Genomic DNA, 21,124 nt, shown 5'->3' with positions numbered 1-21,124 from the left:
CCGCTCTATGTACATCTTCCATATGATATTTGGCGGTGTTCGGCGCTACTTTACTTAAACAAGGCACGCGGCGAGAAAGTCTGTCAATGTCTGCCATAGTGAAATCCACTTCCGCTTCTTGCGCTGCTGCCAATAAATGCAATACGGTATTGGTTGAGCCGCCCATTGCAATATCTAAGCTCATTGCATTTTCAAACGCTGGCTTAGTGGCAATGGAACGTGGCAATACGGATTCATCATCTTGCTGATAATATTTTTGGCAAAGTTCAACAATTTGTTTGCCCGCATCTAAGAATAATTGTTTACGATCTTTGTGGGTTGCCAAGCAAGAACCGTTACCCGGCAGGCTTAAGCCTAAGGCTTCGGTTAAACAGTTCATTGAGTTTGCGGTGAACATTCCTGAGCAAGAACCACAAGTTGGGCAGGCTGAACGCTCAATGGCTTCCACATCAGAATCTGACACATTTTTATCCGCACTTTGCACCATAGCGTCCACCAAATCTAATTTGATGATTTGATCAGAAAGTTTGGTTTTTCCCGCTTCCATCGGGCCGCCAGAAACGAAAATCGTTGGAATATTCAAGCGCAGCGCGGCCATCAACATTCCTGGGGTGATTTTATCGCAGTTAGAAATACACACCATCGCGTCTGCACAATGAGCATTTACCATATATTCCACACTGTCGGCGATTAAATCGCGAGAAGGCAAGGAATACAGCATTCCGCCGTGTCCCATTGCAATGCCATCATCAACGGCAATGGTGTTAAATTCTTTCGCTACACCGCCTGCTTGCTCAATTTGTTGTGCGACTAATTGTCCAATATCTTTTAGGTGAACGTGGCCCGGTACAAATTGGGTGAAAGAATTGACTACGGCGATAATCGGCTTACCAAAATCATTTTCTTTCATTCCTGTGGCACGCCACAATGCACGCGCCCCTGCCATATTGCGACCTTGTGTGCTGGTCGCGGAACGTAATTTAGGCATAATCTCTCCAACTTTTATCTTTGTTATAAATGTGTAAGCTAACTTTCTAACTGAAATGCGCTATCGTATTGCACAATGCCTTCAAGAGCTTGTGCAAATGAATCTAATTTTATCCCCATAAAATAGTGATCAGGTACCTCAAAAGGCGGATAAATATTAAATTGGCTTGCGGGAAGATAACCAAATTTTCCATAGTATTGCGGATCGCCTAATACAATAATATGAGAATAGCCAAGCTGTTTAGCATGATGATGCCCTGCAGTAATTAACTTTTCCCAATACCTTGCCGCTGAAATTCTGGCAAAACGGCAAGCGGTGCGAGTGCTAAAGCTTGATCTTCACCAATAGTAACCCGTGTAAATAAAATGTAGCCAAGTAAACATTTATCTTGTTCCGCAACTAACGAGAGTTCAGGAATAAAAGAATCACTTGTCCATAAACGTTGCACCAAATCTTGCTCCGTGCCATCAGAATGTTCTGCGTTTTTAAACGCTTGCTTGACGAGCTGATAAATAGCAACACTATCTTTTGGAGTTGAAAAACGGATATTCATTTCAATAATTTCCTACAAAAAATCCACCGCACTTTATACATAATGCGTTGATATTAATCATCATCCATTTTGTAGCGGCGAATTACGATCCTTTTGGATGATAGGTTACCGCGAGTATCAGATGTTTTCATTGATAGCCTTGTTTTATCTTGAATACATCAGGCAATTTAACTAATTGATTTACCAATAATTCCACCGCTCTTTCACTTTGCACTACAACGTGAAAGGCGATTTCTTGTTGTTGGCTTTCAGTTTGTAATTTAATCACTTCAAAACCGCGATGACGCATTACGCGCAATAAACGCTCTAAGGTTTCTGGGCGTCTGTTGGCGCGGATTGATAATTCATACTGTTGCATAATGTTCCCCACAATTCCTTTTCTATTATTCTTCAAGCATATCCACGTTACAGGCATTTGGTGGCACAAGTGGCCACACGTTTTCTTCCGCAGGGATACAAATATGTAATAAATACGCCCCTTCGCTCGCGAACAAACGATCTAATGCCGCTTGCACTTCTTCGCCAGATTCAATGCGCTCGCCTTTAATATCAAAGGCAGAAGCAAGGGTCACGAAATCAGGGTTGTCATCTAAAATCGTATTACTATGGCGCGCTTGGAAGAATAGGGTTTGCCATTGACGCACCATTCCTAAGCGCTGGTTGTCTAATAAAATGATTTTTACCGGCGTTTTGCCACGTTTAATTGTACCTAGTTCCTGCACGTTCATCATTAATGAACCATCACCAGTGATTAAAATCACATCATCATTTGGACGTGCTTTCTGCGCACCAATCGCCGCTGGCAAGCCAAAGCCCATTGAACCAAATCCAGCTGAAGTGATGAAATTTTCAGGCGCATAATGTTTCATATGCTGTGCTGACCACATTTGATGTTGCCCCACATCGGTAACCACAATGGCGTTTTTCGCTTTTTGATTAGAAACGGTGTTAAGCAACCACCAAGGGTTAATCGGTTGTTTGCCTTGATTTTCAGCATAACGGAAATCAAAATCTTGTTTTAACTTATTGATTTCTTTATGCCAATCTGCCAAATCTAATTTCATTGTTAAGGCACGGAATACTTCTCTTAAATCACCACGCAACGCCACATCTGGACGGCGTAGTTTGCCTAATTCTGCCACATCAATATCACAATGAATCACTTTAGCATTTGGGGCAAAGGTGTCTAATTTCCCTGTTACTCGATCGTCAAACCTTGCCCCGAACACCAATAATAAATCCGATTCTTGTGTCGCTAAATTGGCGGCTTTGGTGCCGTGCATTCCAACCATTCCCATATAATAAGGGGTTTCAGGCAAAATTGCGCCCAAGCCTTTTAAGGTGGAAATACTTGGGATTTCTGTGGTGGCTAAAAACGCACGCAAGGCTGGCACGGCGTTCGCCATTCCCACGCCGCCGCCCACATACACAATCGGGCGTTTTGCATTTTTCAATAACTCAAGGGCTTGTTCGACTTGCGAATGATCAAGTGCGGTTGGTTTTTCAACAGGAATGGTGAAGGGTTTGAGATCCGTTTCAGCAAATTGAACGTCTTTAGGAATATCAATTAACACGGGGCCAGGGCGACCATTTTGGGCAATTTGAAAAGCTTTGGCGATAATTTCTGGCAATTCATCAATACTTTGCACAATAAAACTATGCTTTGTACAAGCAAGGGATAAGCCCAGAACATCGGCTTCTTGGAAGGCATCTGTACCAATCAATGGCGAAGCAACTTGGCCAGTGATAGCCACCACAGGAATGGAATCCATTAAGGCATCGCCTAATCCCGTGATTAAATTGGTTGCCCCAGGGCCTGATGTGGCGATACACACCCCTGTTTTCCCGCTGGCTCTGGCATAGCCAATGGCCGCCATTGCCGCGCCTTGCTCATTGCGACAGAGCAAATGCTCCAAACCCGAATCATAAATGGCATCATAAACTGGCATTATCGCCCCACCTGGATAACCAAATACAATATCCACATTGTGTGCTTTCAAGCACTCCGTTACTAATCTTGCACCGTTCATATTCCACCTTTCTGGTTATTAATCGCTATAAAAAAAGCCTCTCGAAGATCTCTGCGAGGGGCTTTCTATATACAAATTGAGTTATAAATTTATTCTATTTGTTAGCAAGCCAAAACCCCGCAGTGTTCACCACCACGAGGTTAATAATAATGCCAATAAGAGAATAAAATTTTGTCATTGCCTGAATCCGATTTAAGCATTCCGCTTTTAATGCTGTTATTGATACCACATTCAAAATAGAAATCAAGGAATTTTTTACATTTCGCAATCGTTTTCCTGAGAAAATAAAAAGTGCGGTCATTTTTTCGCATAATTTGCTATCATACTCCCGTTTTGTTGAAGGAGTTTGACTATGCAAAATCGACCATTTCGTGCTGTGGTTTCAGATTTAGACGGCACATTGCTCAATGGGGATCACGTTATCGGTGATTTTACTATTGAAACCCTTGAAAAATTAGCGCAAGAAAAGATTGATATTATTCTCGCCACGGGGCGAAAGTATGAAGATGTGGCGCATATTGTCGGCAAGGTAAAGCTAGATAATGCGGTACTTATCACGTCAAATGGTGCAAGGGCGCATAATCTTCAAGGCAAGTTGCTGCTTAGCAACAGTTTGCCTGATGAAATGGCAATGGAAATAATGCAAACCCCTTATGATGAAAAAAATGTGTTCGCCAATAGTTATCAAGATGATGGCTGGTTTATAAGCATTGATATGCCAGAATTAGCCAAATATCATCAAGATTCAGGCTTTATGTATCAAGTGGTGGATTTCAAACATCACCACGGACGTGGCACGGAAAAAGTGTTTTTTATTGGCCGTACGCCCGCTGATCTCGCCCCGATTGAGGCGCATTTAAAAGCGCGTTTTGGTGACGCGATTTATATCACCTATTCCACGCCGCAGTGTTTAGAGATTATGAATAAAAACGTGTCAAAAGCCACCTCACTTGCCCAAGTGGTACAAGGGCGTGAATACGGTTTGAGCGCGTGCCTTGCCTTTGGTGATGGTATGAATGATATAGAAATGCTCAGCGAAGTGGGCAAAGGTTGCATTATGGGCAATGCTGATCCACGCTTGGTGCAGGCTTGTCCGCAGTTAGAGCAAATTGGCTTGAACCGCCACGAAGCAGTAGCGAGCTATTTGCGTGCTACCTTTAGTGTGTATTAAGTCAGAAAGCAGGTAAAAATGGCGATTTGGCAATCTTTACTAATCATAAGTAGCGGTGCTGCAATCGGCGCTTGCACTCGTTGGGGCTTGAGCGAATTACTAAATCCGCTGTTTTCTTTTCTTGCCTTTGGCACGCTTATCGCCAATTATCTCGGCTGTTTTTAATCGGCATTTTGATCGCCTTACTTTGGCAATATCCACAAGTTTCTAGCGAGTGGCGATTATTTTTGATTACTGGATTTTTAGGCAGCCTCACCACCTTTTCTTCTTTTTCCGCTGAAGTAGTGAATGATTTTTTAACGGAAAATGGCTATCTGCGCTGGCAATTATTGTTTTGCATCTTGGCGGCAGTCTGCTGTTTACGCTGTTTGGTGTGCTATTGTACCGTTATTGGAAATAAAGGCTTGCACCGCGCTTAAGGCTTCGGCGCGAATTTTATCCCGTTCAAACAAAATCTCGTGTTTGGCATTTTCCACCGTGATGAGTTGCCCTTTTGGCAAGCAGGCGACCAATTTTTCCAACTGTGCATTTTCTACGATCTTTTCTTTGCCAGCTTGCAAAACTAAAACGGGAATTTCAATGCGCGACAAAATTTTTTCCAGCCCTTTAATTGCGGTTAAACACAAATGCACCCAGCGGAATGTTGGCCCACCAAGGCTTAATTCAGGAAAATAACGATTAATACGGTTCATCCATTTCATTCTGGTTTTGCAAAAACTGAGTTCATTTTGATCCAGATTGGCAGGTTTATAGGCGCTCTTGCCAAACACATAGCGCTGCCCTTGCCCGAATAACATCATCAAATTAATAATCAGCTCATCGCGCAATAAATGCTTAGTTGGCAAGCCAAAAAATGGCGAAGAAAGCACCGCACTTTGAATATGATGATCATAGTTCGCTAAATAATAAGCCGAAATCAACGAGCCTAAAGAATGAGCGAGTAGATATTGTTGCGAATAATCAGAATGCTGAGTGATCTGCTTGATGAGCGCGTCCATATCCTCGCAGTAAAAGCGAAATTCATCAATGTAGCCTTTATCGTTATCCGCTAATAAACGCTGCGAATAGCCCTGCCCACGGTGATCGAAAAGCAGCACATCATAACCCCATTGATAAAAATCATAAGCCAATTCCGACCATTTCAGCATATTCTCTGCCCGTCCATTGACTAAAATCATCAATTTTCGCGCCGCACTTGGCGAGCTGTCGGCGTGCAAAAAATGGCGATAGGCAATTTGGCAACCCTGTTTACCTGTTAAATATTGGATAGGAAATTGATCCACAAAGGGCATTAATTGCTGCAACGCAAAGCGGCAAAAATGGGGTTCTCGATATAGGCAATTTGACATCAGCTTACCATCAATAAAACAAAGATGTCCCGATCATAAAGGAAAGCGTGCAAGAAAGATAGAAGATTAATGCCACATCAGACTTCCTTGCTTGTTGATAAAATCTCACATTTTTAAATGTGCGGTGGTTTTTTTCATTATTTTTGTCCAGCAGCCAGATCAACATTCAAAGGGAAATAAAACAGGTTACCCATTCAATCCGCCTTAAAAAATTCACAAAAAAAGCACCGCAGCCGTGCGGTGCTTCTCTATGGGTTTTGTTACTTAAAAATTAAGCCACTAGCTGTTTTAAAATGCGGCGAACAGGTTCTGCTGCGCCCCATAATAATTGGTCACCAACAGTGAAAGCAGCAAGATATTCAGGCCCCATTGCCAATTTGCGTAAACGTCCCACTGGTACGCTTAATGTGCCGGTTACTTTAGCAGGCGTTAATTCACGCAAGGTGGTTTCTTTGTCGTTTGGAATCACTTTCACCCATTCGTTGTGAGAAGCCAAAATTTGCTCGATTTCGTCTAATGGTAAATCTTTTTTCAGCTTAATGGTGAATGCTTGGCTGTGGCAGCGTAATGCGCCGATACGCACGCATAAACCCTCCACTGGAATTGGATTGTCGCTTAAACCTAAAATTTTGTTGGTTTCTGCGTAGCCTTTCCATTCTTCTTTGGTTTGCCCTGTTTCTGGCAATAATTTGTCGATCCAAGGAATTAAGCTGCCTGCAAGCGGTGCGCCGAAGTTATCAATCGGGAATGACGCATCACGCATTTTTGCTGTTACTTTGCGTTCAATGTCTAAAATTGATGAAGCGGGATCGGCTAATTCTGCTTTAACAGAATCTTCTAACTCACCCATTTGCACCAATAATTCACGCATATTTTTCGCACCCGCACCAGAGGCCGCTTGGTAAGTGGCAACAGATACCCATTCCACTAAATCACGCTCAAATAAACCGCCTAGCGCCATTAACATTAAACTTACTGTACAGTTTCCGCCAACAAAGGTTTTCACGCCATTTTTTAGCCCTTCGCTGATCACGTTTTGGTTTACTGGATCAAGCACGATGATTGCATCTTTGTCCATACGCAATGCAGAAGCGGCGTCAATCCAATAGCCGTTCCAGCCTGTTGCTTTTAATTTTGGATACACTTCGTTGGTGTAATCACCACCTTGACAGGTAACGATAATATCTAATTTTTGTAATTCAGCGATGTCAAAGGCATCTTTTAGCACGCCCGCATCTTTACCTGCAAATACAGGCGCTTTTTGACCTGCTTGTGAAGTGGTGAAAAAGATAGGATTGATGTTCGCGAAATCATTTTCTTGTTGCATACGATCCATTAGCACCGAGCCAACCATTCCACGCCAACCGATAAAACCAACGTTTTGCATAAAATTTTCCTTATAAGTAATGTTGTGTTGAAAATAAAATCTGAGTGAATTATGCACAGAAAAAAGGGTTAAAAGAAATAACCATTCGGCTTTAATTCACAGGAAATTAATTACGTTAAACCGTGCAAAAAAACGTACAAGATAGCGTAAACAAAAGCAAGCGTTTTTCTAAAAAAGTTGCGAATAATTGATCTTTCAACAAAGAATTTTTAATTTCACTGACCACTCGTTGAAAAAATCCGAAAGATGCAGGAAAGGAAAAGAAAAATCCCCTTTGTCATAGAGCAAAGGGGATTAAAAGAAAGCGCAAAGAAAACGTAAAGATTAGCTGTATTTTTTCGCCGATAACCAAGCTGCGGTGTAGCCCACCAGCGCGCACATTGCGAGTAGAAAGAGCAACTCACCGATCATTATGCCGTGTAGCTCAAAGTTTACGGCGAAAATGTCTGTTACATATTTCACCGCACTGGTGAAATAACCAATCACAATGGCACTGAAAATGCAGGCAAATAATCCGCCCAGCACAGCATAAATTATTCCTGTATAAAGGAAAGGACGTAGGATAAATTGATCCGTTGCACCAAGCAATTTCATTACTTCAATATTGGCTTTGTTGCTGTACACATCAGAACGAATACTGTTGCCAATCACAAGGAAAACAGAAATGGTCATCAAAATGGTGCAAACCACTGCGATATGGGCGATAAGCCACGAAAGTGCGGTGAGTTTTTCCATTAAATTATTGTCTAAACGCACTTCTTGCACGCCTTTAATTTTGGCGAGATTTTCCCGCAGTTCATTGCGTTTTTGACTTTCGTTGTAGTCCTTGGCAGGTTTAATAATCACCACCGCAGGCAATGGATTATCATCTAAAATATCCAAGCCCTCAGTGAAGCCAGACCAATTTTTGAACTCATTAAGGCTCTCTTGGCGAGAAACATAATTCAGGCTTTCCACTCCTGCTTGTTGGCGAATTTTTTCCACCACTAAATTGGCATCAGCTTCTGTAAGATTTTTATGCAAATAAACCGTTAGTTCACTTTCAGGATAAAACTGCGTGGTGGCCTGATGAATATTTTTCCACAATAAATAGCTCACCGTTGGCACAGTCAGCGAAACGGCAATAACAATAATGGTTAATAAGGTCGCATATTTTTCTAATTAGATCTGCCAGCACGGCTCTTAGCACATAATGGGTTTGTACCCACCAAGAAGCATTGATTGGACGAGAACTCATTGGGCTTTCCTTAGGGTTCGTTAATAATTCATTGTACATTTGAGCTGATGGCTATTTTTTGTGAGAACAAGGCGAACGCGCGGACGTTTAGTTAGGCTAAACGAACCACATTCAACATTGCTATCACGCAAAATAGCCTCAGCCCTTCGGGTTAGGTTTAAAATTAGCACACTCTTTGTTACCGTTCTCACCAAGAGAACCACTCTTAGTTTTGAAAGGCGCCACGATTGCGCTAATTTTAAACGATAACTCAAATGCACAATGAATTATCAACAAGCCCTAACGTAAATGGCCTTGTTCTAAAATTAAACAAGGTTTTGGTTTTGTTGAACAATATTAATATCGTGCGTGGCAATTAACACAGTCATTCCAAGACGATTAAACTCTTCAAATAAATTAAAAATATCCAGCGAAAGGGCGTTATCTAAGTTCCCTGTTGGCTCATCAGCGAGCAATAATTGTGGTTTATGCACAATGGCGCGGGCAATATCGACACGTTGTTGTTCACCACCCGATAAATGGATTGGTAAGTGATTAGCACGATCACGCAAGCCAACGCGATCTAACGCCGCTAAGGCTCGGCTTTGTGCTTCTTTTGGGTGAATCCCCGCAATGATAAGCGGCAACGCCACATTATCCACAATACAACGATCGGCAAGCAGACGATAATCTTGATGCACCATACCAATTTGGCGGCGTAAGAAGGGCAATTCGTGTTTAGACAGGCGTGTAATATCGTGTCCGTTAAACCAAATTTGCCCGCCATTGGCACGCTCCATACCCATAATAAGTTTCAATAGGGTACTTTTCCCCGCGCCAGAATGCCCGAGAACATAGCTCATACTCCCAACCGGAAGATGAAAGTTTAATCCCTGCAAGGCTGGCTTGCCACCTAAATAAGCCTTGCTGACGTTTTCAAAGCGTATCATCGTTGTTATCTCTTTTCTTTTTATGTTAAGCGAATGATTATAACGGATATTCTTATTTTTTGAGCAGAAATTTATGGGTTAAATGTAAGGAATTGTCAATCCAGAAAAAAAATGATGAGCATAACCAAACAACTCATCATTTTTACCGATTAATCCAAGGCTTTGCCTTTCAATTCTGGAATTAAGAAAATGGTGGCGATCATATCGATTACATAAATCAGCGCAAGGAACGCAATCGCGGTGGAAAACGAATAACTTGCCACCACAGCACCGACGACCACAGGGCCGAAACCACCAACCGCACGCCCGATATTAAATAGCACATTTTGTGCAGTTGCTCGGGCTTGAGTTGGGTAGGCTTCTGCCATTAATGCACCGTAGCCGCCCATCATTCCATTTACGAACATTCCGAGAAAGGCTCCTGCAATCAGCATTGCGTTTGGATCAGTCAGTTGTGAGTAGGTAATCACGCTGATCACTGCGCCAAGTTGGAAAAGCAGAAAACTTGGTTTGCGTCCGATTTTGTCCGCAAGGCGACCAAAAATCCAGATGCCGCTCATCATTCCGCATACGGTTACCGCCGTCCAAACGCCAGATTTGGTTAAGCTAAAGCCAAGCTGTTTAGATAGGAAATTAGGCAACCAGATCATTATGCCGTAATAACCAAAATTCTGTACGGAAGTCAGAACCACCACTCCTAGACTAACTTTGGCGGTTTGTTTATCTTTCACTAATAATTGGAAAGATTGGCGGAATGCCTGCCATTTTGATTGTGTCGTGGCGGAAAGTGCGGTCTGTTTTTCGGTAAAAACGTCAGGTTCGTGTAATTTCGCTCGCAAATACCACGCCACAAAAGCAGGGAAAATGCCCACAATAAACATTCCGCGCCAGCCAATGATTGGCAATAATAATGGTGTAAGCAATACTGCACCTAGCACGCCCACTTGCCAGCCTAATGCCACATAAGAAGCGGCTTTTGCACGATGGCGAGCAGGCCAAGCTTCCGCCGCTAATGCCATTCCAATACCAAATTCACCGCCTAAGCCAATGCCGGCAATAGTTCGGTAAATTAATAAATCCCAATAACCTTGTGCGAGCGCACATAAGCCGGTAAACACGGCAAATAGCACGATTGTCCAAGTTAATACTCGCACACGGCCATAACGATCGCTTAATGCGCCGAAAATAATGCCACCCGCCACTGCGCCGATTAATGTCCAAGTAACCAAGGAGCCTGCTTGTGCGCTTGAGAGCGCTAAATCTGCAGAAATTGCGCTGAGCATAAAGCCGAGAATGAGTAAGTCGAAGCCGTCCATTGCATAGCCCACGGCAGAGCCGATCAAGGCTTTCCAGCCATAATCATTTACTTTGTTGTTCATAGATGTCCTTTTGCTACTCACGGGTAGCCTTTAAAGTGTTAAGAAAGGAAGTTTGCTAAAAGTGTGCCTTAAAAAGCGCACATAGTGTAGTTAATTTGGCAGTCGTAAGCAAATAAAAAAACAGCCTTGCAAATCATTACAAGGCTGTTTGAAAGATTATTCCACCGTTACCGCTTTCGCAAGGTTACGCGGTTGATCCACGTCTGTTCCTTTGATTAAGGCGATATGGTAAGAAAGCAATTGTAACGGCACAGTGTAGAAAATTGGTGCGGTTACTTCGTCCACTTTTGGTAACACGATGGTTTTAAAGCCTTCACCATCGCTAAAACCTGCATCGTGATCAGCAAAGATATAAAGCTGACCGCCACGGGCGCGCACTTCTTCAATGTTTGACTTCACTTTTTCAAGTAAATCATTTTCTGGTGCAACCACAATCACCGGCATATCGCTATCAATTAAAGCCAGTGGGCCGTGTTTTAATTCTCCAGCTGCATAGGCTTCTGCGTGAATGTAGGAAATTTCTTTCAATTTCAAGGCAGATTCCATTGCGATTGGGTAAAACTCGCCACGTCCTAAGAATAGGGTGTGGTGTTTATCAGCAAAATCTTCAGATAATTTTTCAATTTGTTTATCGTAAACTAATGCGCTTTCAATTTGCGCTGGCAAACGTTGTAAAGTCTGTACAATGTGATGTTCTTGCTCTTCGCTCACTGTGCCTTTTAAGCGTCCGATTGCCGCATTTAATAATAATAAACAGGTTAATTGAGTGGTGAAGGCTTTGGTTGATGCCACGCCAATTTCCACGCCCGCACGGGTCATAAAGGCGAAATCTGATTCACGCACTAAAGAAGAACTTGCCACGTTACAGATTGTCATTGCCGTCATATAGCCTGATTCTTTGGCTAAGCGTAATGCGGCCAAGGTATCTGCGGTTTCACCCGATTGAGAAAGGGTGATAAGCAGGCTATTTGGGCGAGTAACGAATTTGCGATAGCGGAATTCTGACGCAATTTCCACATCACAGCTTACGCCTGCAATGGATTCAAACCAATAGCGAGCCACCATTCCTGCGTTGTATGAGGTTCCGCACGCCACAATTTGAACGTGTTCCACTTTTTTTCAAGATTTCTGCTGCATTAGGGCCAATGGCATCAATATTGACTTTACCATTAACGATACGGCCATCTAAGGTGTTCATAATCGCAACAGGCTGTTCAAAAATTTCTTTTTGCATATAGTGGCGATATTGCCCTTTGTCTGCTGCATCGGCTTCAAAATGCCCTTCGTGCATTTCTCGTTCAACAGCATTGCCTTGCGCATCAAAAATTTGTACATCACGGCGAGAAATTTCCGCCACATCGCCTTCTTCTAAATAAATGAAACGGCGTGTTACGCTTAATAACGCTAAAGGATCGGAAGCAAGGAAGTTTTCCCCCACGCCTAAACCGATAACCAATGGGCTGCCAGAACGTGCTACGATTAAATGCTCAGGTTCATCTTGGTGCATTACCACTGTGCCATACGCCCCTCGCAACTGAGCCACGGTTTTTTGCACCGCTTCTAATAATGAGCTAGCTGTGCGGTACTCCCACTCTACTAAGTGGGCGATCACTTCGGTGTCGGTTTGCGAAAGGAATTCATAACCGCGTTTTTGTAATTCTTCACGCAATTCTTCATAGTTTTCGATAATCCCATTATGTACCACCGCAATTTTGCCAGAACGATGTGGGTGAGCGTTGGCTTCTGATGGCTCGCCGTGGGTTGCCCAACGGGTGTGAGCGATGCCTGTTCCCCCTAAAATTGGATGGGCTTCAAGGGCTTCATCTAAGGCTTTTACTTTACCTACACGGCGTACGATTTGCATATGATGATTTGCATCTAGCACCGCGATACCCGCTGAATCATAACCACGGTATTCTAAACGATGTAAGCCATTGACTAAAATTTCTGCTACATCACGTTGTGCTACTGCACCCACAATTCCACACATAAAATGTCCTCTCTGGTTAGAAAATAAAAAAGTTGAAAAATTTACACCGCACTTGCGCAGATCACTTCCACGCCTTGTGCTTCAATTTGTTGTTTAATTTCAGCGGCGAGCAAATCGTCCGTGACTAACACATCAATTTGCTGCCAAGTTAATTCGATATTTGGCATTTTTCTGCCGATTTTTTGTGATTCCACCATCACAATCACTTCACGGGAAACTTCCGCCATTACACGGCTTAAATCCACTAATTCATTAAAGGTGGTCGTGCCACGCTCTAAATCAATGCCATCCGCACCAATAAAGAGCTGATCAAAATTGTATGAACGCAACACTTGCGCCGCCACTTGCCCTTGGAAAGATTCAGAACGCGTGTCCCAAGTTCCCCCTGTCATCAACAGCGTTGGCTCATTTTCTAAAGCACGCAGTTGAGTGGCTACGGAAAGGGAGTTCGTCATCACCACTAAGCCTTGCTTTTTATTGAGCTGATTGATCAATGCCGCAGTGGTGCTACCGCTATCAATAATAATGCGATTATGATCCGCAATGCGTTCCGCCGCTTTTTTAGCAATCGCTAACTTTCGTTTTGAAAGATGTTCATCTTGACTTTCATCAAGTAACTCTTGCGGCATTAAAATCGCCCCACCATAGCGGCGTACCAACACACCATTGGCTTCAAGTGCGGTCAAATCTTTGCGAATTGTTACCTCTGAAGTTTCAAATAGCTGCACAAGCTGTTCCACACTCACTTCGCCTTGGCTTTGTAATAATTGCACAATGCGATGACGGCGTTGTTGCGTATTTCTAGGCTGAATGTTTCGTTTCATAATCTTAAATTAGATCTAAATTTCGGTTCGGAATATTATAGAAAGAAAAGGGAAATGTAAATAGAAAATTCGTTAAGGAAAACAAAACAACTGTTTTTCTAAATCGTATAAACAAAAAACCCTGCATTATGCAGGGTTAGAAAAATAAGGGCAATTAATTATTTGATCGCGTCTTTTAATGCTTTACCAGCAACGAATGCAGGCACTTTAGATGCTGCAATTTGGATTTCTGCACCAGTTTGTGGATTACGACCTGTGCGCGCTTTACGCTCGTTCACTTTGAATGTACCAAAGCCGATTAATTGAACTGGCTGACCTGCTTTTAAGCTACCTGCGATAGCATCTAAAGTTGCTTCTAATGCAGCTTTAGCTTGTTTTTGTTTAACTCTGCTGCACTTGCAATTGCATCAATTAAATCCGTTTTGTTCATAAATTAGTACCTTCTCTATTTTGTGATTAAATTAACAGTGTTAGGATACGCCTAACTCAATAATAAATACTGTATGCACAGTGTGGTAAAGAATAAATCAACTTCTATATAAAGCAAAGCAATAAATAGCAAAAATGTAATCTAAATCACATTATTGGCTAATTTCTATACCAATATTTGAGATTCCTTCTGCGCGAATTTCATTTTTAAGCGCTAAAATCAAGGAAACATCGCGTTCTTCGCTCTCTCGCAGCGCACGGTAGATCTGCCATTGCACATCTAATTCTTGTTCAATTTCTTCACTTGCTTTGAGTTCTTGCTCGGATAATTCTCGGTCTAAATTGGTTTCTAATAATCCGATAACAGTTTGTAAAGAAATCAAACTCACTTGCACGGCGTGCTCTAAGGTTTCACCTGCAATTAGGCTATGCAATAATTCAGAAAGTGCCTCGCAGGCCTCAATCGCAGGTACAACGCCATAAAAATCATAATTATTCACATCAGGGATAATCGCCTCAAATTTTTCGAGCTGATTATCAAAATTGATGTGGGCATCTTTCACGGTTAAATATTCCCAGGTTAAATTCAGAATATTTTGATAAATTCGGCTTTGCGCGGGCTGTTCCGTAACTTGGCAAAAAAGCTGAAAATTCGGCAACATTCGCTCACACAGACACGCCATAAAAGTGAGATGTTGCCAACTGGTTAAATTTTCTAAGCGTTTATGAATAGGATTTCGCATTGTTTATCCTTATTTATGGTAAGGCTGAGAATATTGATGGATTGCGTCCACAAAAATTTTCGGGCTGATTTCTGGCACATCTTGATGAATACCGTGTCCGAGATTGAAAACGTGGCCGCTGCCTTCGCCAAAATCCGCTAAAATCGACCGCACTTCTTGTTCAATGCGCTCTGGTGAAGCATAAAGCACAGAAGGATCCATATTGCCTTGTAGCGCCACTTTATGCCCGATACGTTTTTTCATCTGCAAGATCCACTGTCCAATCCAAGCCCACTGCATCACAGCCTGTATTGGCGATATTTTCTAACCATAAGCCGCCACCTTTGGTAAAGAGGGTAACCGGCACTTTACGCCCTTCATTATGACGAATGAGATTTTCCACAATTTTCTGCATATATTGCAGCGAAAACTCAAGGTATTCACGATGAGCTAGCACACCGCCCCAAGTATCAAAAATCATCACTGATTGCGCACCCGCTTTAATTTGTGCATTGAGATAAAGGGCAACGGAATCCGCTAATTTATCGAGTAACAAATGCAAGGTTTGTGGATCGGTATAAAGCATTTTTTTGATTTTTGTGAAAGCTTTGCTACTGCCCCCTTCCACCATATAGGTGGCAAGCGTCCAAGGGCTGCCAGAAAAACCGATCAACGGCACTTCACCTTTGAGTTCACGGCGAATGGTGCGCACCGCATTCATCACATATTGCAATTCTTGTTCCGGATCGGGAATTGGCAAATTTTCCACCGCACTTTTATTTTCGATAGGGCGCGCAAATTTAGGCCCCTCGCCTGCGCCAAAGCTCAATCCTAGCCCCATTGCATCAGGAATGGTGAGAATATCAGAAAACAAAATGGCGGCATCTAAATCATAGCGGCGTAAAGGTTGTAGTGTCACTTCGCAAGCCAACTCTGCATTGCGACAAAGGGACATAAAATCCCCTGCTTGCGCACGCGTGGCTTTGTATTCTGGCAAATAACGCCCTGCTTGGCGCATCATCCAAACGGGGGTCATATCCACAGGTTCGCGCAGAAGCGCACGCAAATGACGATCATTTTTTAATTCAAACATCTTAAATTCCTTTATTTTTCTACCGCACTTTCATCATCGGCACAAAGTGCCAGTGTGGCATTAATTAATTTCAACGCAATAGTGCCTTGTGGCGGCAAATTTGGCAAGGGTTTATCATAATTAAACCATTGAGCATCTTGCAGTTCTGCTTCTTGTAAGCGAATTTCACCCGCCGCATAATCGGCTAAAAATCCTACCATTTGAGAATTGGGGAACGCCCAAGGCTGGCTGCCAAAATAACGAATATTTTTCACCTGAATCCCAGTTTCTTCAAACACTTCCCGTTGCACGGTTTGCTCAAAACTTTCCCCCACTTCCACAAATCCCGCCAACGTGGTGTACATTTTTTTCCTGTTGATGACGCTGATGATTGGCGAGCAAAATCTGCTTACCACGGCGAACTGCCACAATAATCGAAGGGCAAATCACGGGATAAGTGCGGTATCCACAGGCAGAATTTTTGCACTGCACAGCTAATTCTTCTTTTGTCATTGCCATTTTTGAACCGCACTTCCCACAAAAGCGATGGGTTTTCAGAAAATGATTAATCTCCACGCCACGATTGAGCAAATTAAATTGTGCTTCTGGCAAATGAAGCTGGCTACGCAATGAAGTATATTCTCGGCCATCTTCCTGCTCGGCAACAAGCCAAAGCGGCGCGCCATTCCAACGCCCAATTTCCATCGCCAAACGCCCCGTTAATTGAAAATCCTCCGCCTTTCCTTCGGGCAATTTTCCCTCGATAAGAAAAATATTCGATCCTTGGGTTAAAAGCCAAGCACCTTGTGTTGCTGGCTCAATAGGTCGCATTGAAAAACTCATAAAAATTTCACCGCACTTGTTTTGGTTGCTAGTTTAATCGCTTAAGGGGATTAATAGTTTAAGCTTATTAGGGTTTGGAGTATTTTACCGCTTTATCAATGAAAAACTATTAAAATTTACGTAAAAAAATAGTGCGTTTCCGCACTACTTTTACATATTAAATCGGTAAAACCTCTCTACCGAAATTTTCGTTAATCATTTCTGCTGCGGCGAGGTAGAAAGCGCTGAGTGCGGTGATTAGGCCTAGACAGCCGCCGATTTGTACTAAACCGTGATAGCCAAAACCATCACCGATTGCTAGTGCGTAGAAGGTTAATACTAAGAAAAAGAACACCACACGCAGGGCTTTGGGTTTGCTGAAAGAGGCGATGAACATCATTAGGGTGAATGTTCCCCACGCGGCTAAATAGCAGCCTAAAAATGCAGGGCTGGCTGTTGGCATAAATTGTACGAACAATGCCCAAGACCACCAAAATGAGCCGTAGCTGATAAAGGCAGTGAAACCAAAGGTGTTGCCTTTGCGGTATTCCATAATGCCTGCGATTAATTGTGCCGTTCCACCAAACGCGAATGCCATTGCAAGCACAATAGAAATACCGTCTTGTTTATCAAAAATGCCTGCGTTAATTAAACTTAATAGCCAAGTAGTTAAAGCAAAACCACATAACCCTAATGGGCCTGGGTTTGCCAATTTTTCTGTTGTTTGAGTTGTCATTTGTTTTCCTAGTTTGTTAATAAAATCAAAGGGCGGATTATGCTTGATATTGCTTTGAAAATAAAGCAATTTTGTAGAAATGAAGCAGAAAAGTTTGGCTAAGATAATTTTTAAGTGCGGTGGAAAATTTATGAATTTTTCACCGCACTTTATGTGCTTTGTTAAACATACAAAACGTTATGTAGTACCAAAGTACAGCCAATATCTTCTGTTCTATCCATTATTAAAATCGGTTTATTTGCTAAGTGCGGTAGAAAATTTACGAATTTTTGACCGCACTTATTTTATTCGTGCAAATAAAAAAGCCCGACACAATGTTCGGGCTTTTGGTTGCTTGTTAGCGATTATTCTGCATCTTCCGCCATATTTAACATTTCAGCAAGACTTGCGGTTGCATCGTCTGCGGTAAATGTAAATTCTGATGCAATTTCTTCATCAGAGATGGTTGATGCTTTGGTTGGCTGTTCAGGTTCAATGATACCTGCTGCACGGTTTTTCTGGCGTTGTTGGTGATACGCAAAACCTGTACCTGCTGGGATCAAACGACCAACGATAACGTTCTCTTTCAAGCCACGCAATTCATCGCGTTTACCTGCCACGGCTGCCTCTGTAAGCACACGAGTGGTTTCTTGGAATGAGGCCGCTGAGATAAAGGATTCTGTCGCCAATGAAGCTTTGGTGATACCCAATAACTCACGTTCAAACTCAACCAATGGTTTACCTTCTGCTTCACGTTTTTGGTTAACCATTTTCACACGTGCTACTTCCACTTGCTCACCCTCTAAGAATTCAGAGTCATGCGCTTTAGTGATGATGGCTTTACGCAACATTTGGCGAACGATCACTTCGATATGTTTATCGTTAATTTTTACCCCTTGCAAGCGGTAAACTTCTTGCACTTCGTTTACGATGTAATCCGTAACGGCGTGTACACCGCGCAAGCGTAGAATATCATGTGGCGTTTCTGCACCATCAGAAATAAGATCCCCACGTTCTACCATTTCGCCTTCAAATACGTTGAGCTGACGCCATTTTGGAATCATTTCTTCGTACACTTCACCCTCAGTTGGTGTGATGAGTAAGCGGCGTTTACCTTTGGTTTCTTTACCGAAGGAAACAATACCCGAAATTTCTGCGAGGATTGCAGGCTCTTTCGGTTTACGCGCTTCAAAGAGATCCGCTACGCGTGGAAGACCACCGGTAATATCTTTTGTTCCCGCTGATTCTTGTGGAATACGCGCAAGAGAATCCCCCACGTGAACTTCCGCACCATCTTCAAGAGTAACAATCGCTTTACCTGGCAAGGTGTACTGTGCTGGTATATCTGAACCTGCAACAAGAATGTCGTTGCCTTGCGCATCAACAAGTTTAATGGTTGGACGTAAATCCTTACCTGCTGTTGCACGTTCACCCACATCTTGTACTACGATTGAAGATAAACCAGTTAATTCATCAGTTTGACGAGTTACAGTTACACCGTCAGTAATATCTACGAATTTCACGAAACCTGATACTTCAGAAACCACTGGCATTGTATGTGGATCCCAGTTCGCTACGATTTCGCCTGCGTTCACTTCATCGCCATCTGCTTTGTTTAACACTGCACCGTAAGGCACTTTATAATGCTCTTTGGTACGACCAAATGCGTCAATAATGGTTAATTCCGTGTTACGCGAAGTTAAGACCAATTTGCCTTCTTTGTTCGTTACGAATTTCACGTTGGCTAAACGTAACGTACCGTTATTCTTAACTTGAATGCTTGATTCTTTCGCTGCCGCAGATGCCGCACCACCGATATGGAACGTACGCATCGTTAGCTGTGTACCCGGCTCACCGATTGATTGCGCAGCGATAACACCCACGGCTTCACCTTGGTTGATAAGGTGTCCGCGTGCAAGATCGCGTCCGTAACATTTCGCACACACACCAAAGTTGGTATCACAGGTTACAACAGAGCGTACCTTGATGCTATCTACGGAATTTTCATCAATCAGATCACAAAGTTTTTCATCTAATAAGGTATTACGCGGAATTAAAACTTCATCTGTACCCGGTTTTAAGATGTCTTCTGCCGCCACACGACCTAATACACGATCACGCAGAGGTTCTTTTACATCTCCCCCTTCGATTAATGGGGTCATTACGATACCTTCGTAAGTGCCACAGTCATCTTCGATGATCACTAAATCTTGTGCCACATCTACTAAACGACGGGTTAAGTAACCTGAGTTCGCCGTTTTTAATGCCGTATCGGCCAAACCTTTACGCGCACCGTGGGTTGAAATAAAGTACTGAAGTACGTTCAAGCCTTCACGGAAGTTTGCGGTAATTGGTGTTTCGATAATTGAGCCATCTGGACGCGCCATCAAACCACGCATACCTGCAAGCTGACGAATCTGTGCAGCAGAACCACGCGCTCCAGAATCTGCCATCATAAAGATGCTGTTAAATGAAGCTTGTTTTTCTAGCTCGCCTTCACGGTTTACCACTTCTTCTTGAGAAAGGTTTTCCATCATCGCTTTGGCTACGCGCTCATTCGCCGCCGCCCAAATATCGATTACTTTGTTATAACGCTCACCTGCTGTTACCAAACCTGATTGGAATTGCTCTTGGATTTCTGCAACTTCTTGTTCTGCGGCTGAAATAATTTCGTATTTCTTCGCTGGGATCACCATATCGTCAATCCCTACTGATGAACCAGAACGTGCTGCGTAAGCAAAACCGGTGTACATAATTTGGTCAGCAAACAATACGCTCGCTTTCAATCCTAAACGGCGATAGCTTTCGTTAATTAATTTTGAAATCGCTTTTTTGCCTAAGGTTTGGTTGAACAAGCTAAATGGCATACCTTTTGGTGCGATCATCCATAAAATGGCACGACCAATTGTGGTGTCCACAAGGCTGGTTTGCGGTACAAATTCGTTAGAAGCATCTTTCACATATTCTGTGATACGCACTTTCACACGAGAATGTAATTCCGCTTGACCTGTACGATAAGCTTTCTCCGCTTCGCGTGGATCTTGCAATAACATTCCTTCGCCTTTACCGTTCACTTTATCACGGGTCATATAGTAAAGACCTAATACAACGTCCTGTGATGGTACGATAATCGGCTCACCATTTGCTGGTGAAAGAATGTTGTTGGTTGACATCATTAAGGCACGCGCTTCAAGCTGTGCTTCAAGGGTTAATGGCACGTGAACCGCCATTTGGTCACCATCGAAGTCCGCGTTGAACGCCGCACACACTAATGGGTGTAATTGAATCGCTTTACCTTCAATTAAGATCGGCTCAAAGGCTTGAATACCCAAACGGTGCAAAGTTGGCGCACGGTTCAATAGGATTGGGTGTTCGCGAATTACTTCTGCCAAAATATCCCATACGATTGCGTCTTCACGCTCAACCATTTTCTTCGCTGCTTTGATTGTGGTTGCAAAGCCACGGCTTTCTAATTTGGCATAAATAAATGGACGGAATAATTCCAACGCCATTTTTTTCGGTAAACC

The 21,124-nt window shown here is 42.9% G+C and carries 15 protein-coding genes and 6 pseudogenes; 3 read left to right on the top strand and 18 right to left on the bottom strand.

The features are described 5' to 3' along the window. From C3Z13_RS03735 to C3Z13_RS11500, 5 genes are all read right to left on the bottom strand, one after another. A partial coding sequence (locus C3Z13_RS03735) for a dihydroxy-acid dehydratase domain-containing protein (RefSeq protein WP_181022007.1) occupies positions 1 to 988 on the bottom strand: 988 nt, incomplete at its 3' end. Positions 989 to 1,253: 265 nt separating this feature from the next. Beyond that, positions 1,254 to 1,541 carry a GNAT family N-acetyltransferase gene (locus tag C3Z13_RS11865; protein ID WP_219827880.1) on the bottom strand — a complete coding sequence of 96 codons (288 nt, stop codon included), beginning with the start codon at positions 1,539 to 1,541 and terminating at the stop codon, positions 1,254 to 1,256. Between the two features lie 127 nt (positions 1,542 to 1,668). Next, the gene (gene ilvM / locus C3Z13_RS03725) at positions 1,669 to 1,899 is read right to left on the bottom strand and encodes an acetolactate synthase 2 small subunit (RefSeq protein WP_103855036.1); all 231 of its coding nucleotides are present in this window, start codon (positions 1,897 to 1,899) and stop codon (positions 1,669 to 1,671) included. Between the two features lie 25 nt (positions 1,900 to 1,924). Beyond that, positions 1,925 to 3,571, bottom strand: coding sequence for an acetolactate synthase 2 catalytic subunit (gene ilvG, locus C3Z13_RS03720; RefSeq protein WP_103855035.1), 1,647 nt, complete (start codon positions 3,569 to 3,571; stop codon positions 1,925 to 1,927). A gap of 94 nt (positions 3,572 to 3,665) precedes the next feature. Then, complete coding sequence (locus C3Z13_RS11500; RefSeq protein ID WP_146256864.1) at positions 3,666 to 3,929, bottom strand: hypothetical protein; 264 nt, start codon at positions 3,927 to 3,929, stop codon at positions 3,666 to 3,668. On the opposite strand from C3Z13_RS11500, the gene C3Z13_RS03715 reads away from it, so the two are divergent. The 3 genes from C3Z13_RS03715 to C3Z13_RS12975 are packed head-to-tail and all read left to right on the top strand — an operon-like array spanning position 3,924 to position 5,161. Further along, positions 3,924 to 4,742: a Cof-type HAD-IIB family hydrolase gene (locus C3Z13_RS03715; RefSeq protein WP_103855034.1), complete on the top strand. Its 819-nt coding sequence runs from the start codon at positions 3,924 to 3,926 to the stop codon at positions 4,740 to 4,742. The two genes, C3Z13_RS11500 and C3Z13_RS03715, sit on opposite strands and share 6 nt — an antisense overlap. An 18-nt stretch (positions 4,743 to 4,760) precedes the next feature. Further along, positions 4,761 to 4,907: a CrcB family protein gene (locus C3Z13_RS12980; protein WP_425427449.1), complete on the top strand. Its 147-nt coding sequence runs from the start codon at positions 4,761 to 4,763 to the stop codon at positions 4,905 to 4,907. Positions 4,908 to 4,915: 8 nt separating this feature from the next. Next, positions 4,916 to 5,161 (top strand): CrcB family protein, encoded by a 246-nt coding sequence (locus C3Z13_RS12975; protein WP_425427448.1) that lies wholly within the window; start codon positions 4,916 to 4,918, stop codon positions 5,159 to 5,161. Here C3Z13_RS12975 and C3Z13_RS03705 read toward each other — a convergent pair. The 13 genes and pseudogenes from C3Z13_RS03705 to rpoC all read right to left on the bottom strand — a co-directional run. After that, positions 5,102 to 6,091 carry an alpha/beta fold hydrolase gene (locus tag C3Z13_RS03705; RefSeq protein ID WP_103855033.1) on the bottom strand — a complete coding sequence of 330 codons (990 nt, stop codon included), beginning with the start codon at positions 6,089 to 6,091 and terminating at the stop codon, positions 5,102 to 5,104. The genes C3Z13_RS12975 and C3Z13_RS03705 overlap by 60 nt on opposite strands. Before the next feature lie 271 nt (positions 6,092 to 6,362). After that, positions 6,363 to 7,478, bottom strand: coding sequence for an aspartate-semialdehyde dehydrogenase (gene asd / locus C3Z13_RS03700; RefSeq protein WP_103855032.1), 1,116 nt, complete (start codon positions 7,476 to 7,478; stop codon positions 6,363 to 6,365). A gap of 324 nt (positions 7,479 to 7,802) precedes the next feature. Continuing rightward, positions 7,803 to 8,715: pseudogene (gene ftsX, locus C3Z13_RS03695) on the bottom strand (permease-like cell division protein FtsX). A 279-nt stretch (positions 8,716 to 8,994) separates the two neighbouring features. After that, positions 8,995 to 9,644 (bottom strand): annotated as a pseudogene (gene ftsE, locus C3Z13_RS03690) (cell division ATP-binding protein FtsE). 149 nt (positions 9,645 to 9,793) lie between these two features. Further along, positions 9,794 to 11,023: an MFS transporter gene (locus C3Z13_RS03685; RefSeq protein WP_103855030.1), complete on the bottom strand. Its 1,230-nt coding sequence runs from the start codon at positions 11,021 to 11,023 to the stop codon at positions 9,794 to 9,796. Positions 11,024 to 11,179: 156 nt separating this feature from the next. Continuing rightward, positions 11,180 to 13,013, bottom strand: a pseudogene (gene glmS / locus C3Z13_RS03680) (glutamine--fructose-6-phosphate transaminase (isomerizing)). Positions 13,014 to 13,054: 41 nt separating this feature from the next. Further along, the gene (locus C3Z13_RS03675) at positions 13,055 to 13,837 is read right to left on the bottom strand and encodes a DeoR/GlpR family DNA-binding transcription regulator (protein WP_103855029.1); all 783 of its coding nucleotides are present in this window, start codon (positions 13,835 to 13,837) and stop codon (positions 13,055 to 13,057) included. A 158-nt stretch (positions 13,838 to 13,995) separates the two neighbouring features. After that, positions 13,996 to 14,267, bottom strand: a pseudogene (locus C3Z13_RS03670) (HU family DNA-binding protein). 151 nt (positions 14,268 to 14,418) lie between these two features. After that, entirely contained in the window at positions 14,419 to 15,009 is a 591-nt protein-coding gene (locus C3Z13_RS03665; protein ID WP_103855028.1) for a YjaG family protein, read from the bottom strand. A gap of 9 nt (positions 15,010 to 15,018) precedes the next feature. Continuing rightward, a pseudogene (gene hemE, locus C3Z13_RS03660) lies at positions 15,019 to 16,081 on the bottom strand (uroporphyrinogen decarboxylase). A gap of 11 nt (positions 16,082 to 16,092) precedes the next feature. Beyond that, positions 16,093 to 16,891: pseudogene (gene nudC / locus C3Z13_RS03655) on the bottom strand (NAD(+) diphosphatase). A 169-nt stretch (positions 16,892 to 17,060) separates the two neighbouring features. Continuing rightward, the gene (locus C3Z13_RS03650) at positions 17,061 to 17,639 is read right to left on the bottom strand and encodes an acetate uptake transporter (protein WP_341476370.1); all 579 of its coding nucleotides are present in this window, start codon (positions 17,637 to 17,639) and stop codon (positions 17,061 to 17,063) included. A gap of 323 nt (positions 17,640 to 17,962) precedes the next feature. Beyond that, the coding region (gene rpoC / locus C3Z13_RS03645; RefSeq protein ID WP_103855027.1) for a DNA-directed RNA polymerase subunit beta' at positions 17,963 to 21,124 on the bottom strand (3,162 nt) is incomplete at its 5' end.

The sequence above is a fragment of the Avibacterium endocarditidis genome (assembly GCF_002921145.1).
Taxonomy (GTDB): Bacteria; Pseudomonadota; Gammaproteobacteria; order Enterobacterales; family Pasteurellaceae; genus Avibacterium; species Avibacterium endocarditidis.
The sequence above is the reverse complement of the archived record's forward strand: the minus strand, read 5'-3'. Positions and strand labels throughout refer to the sequence as shown.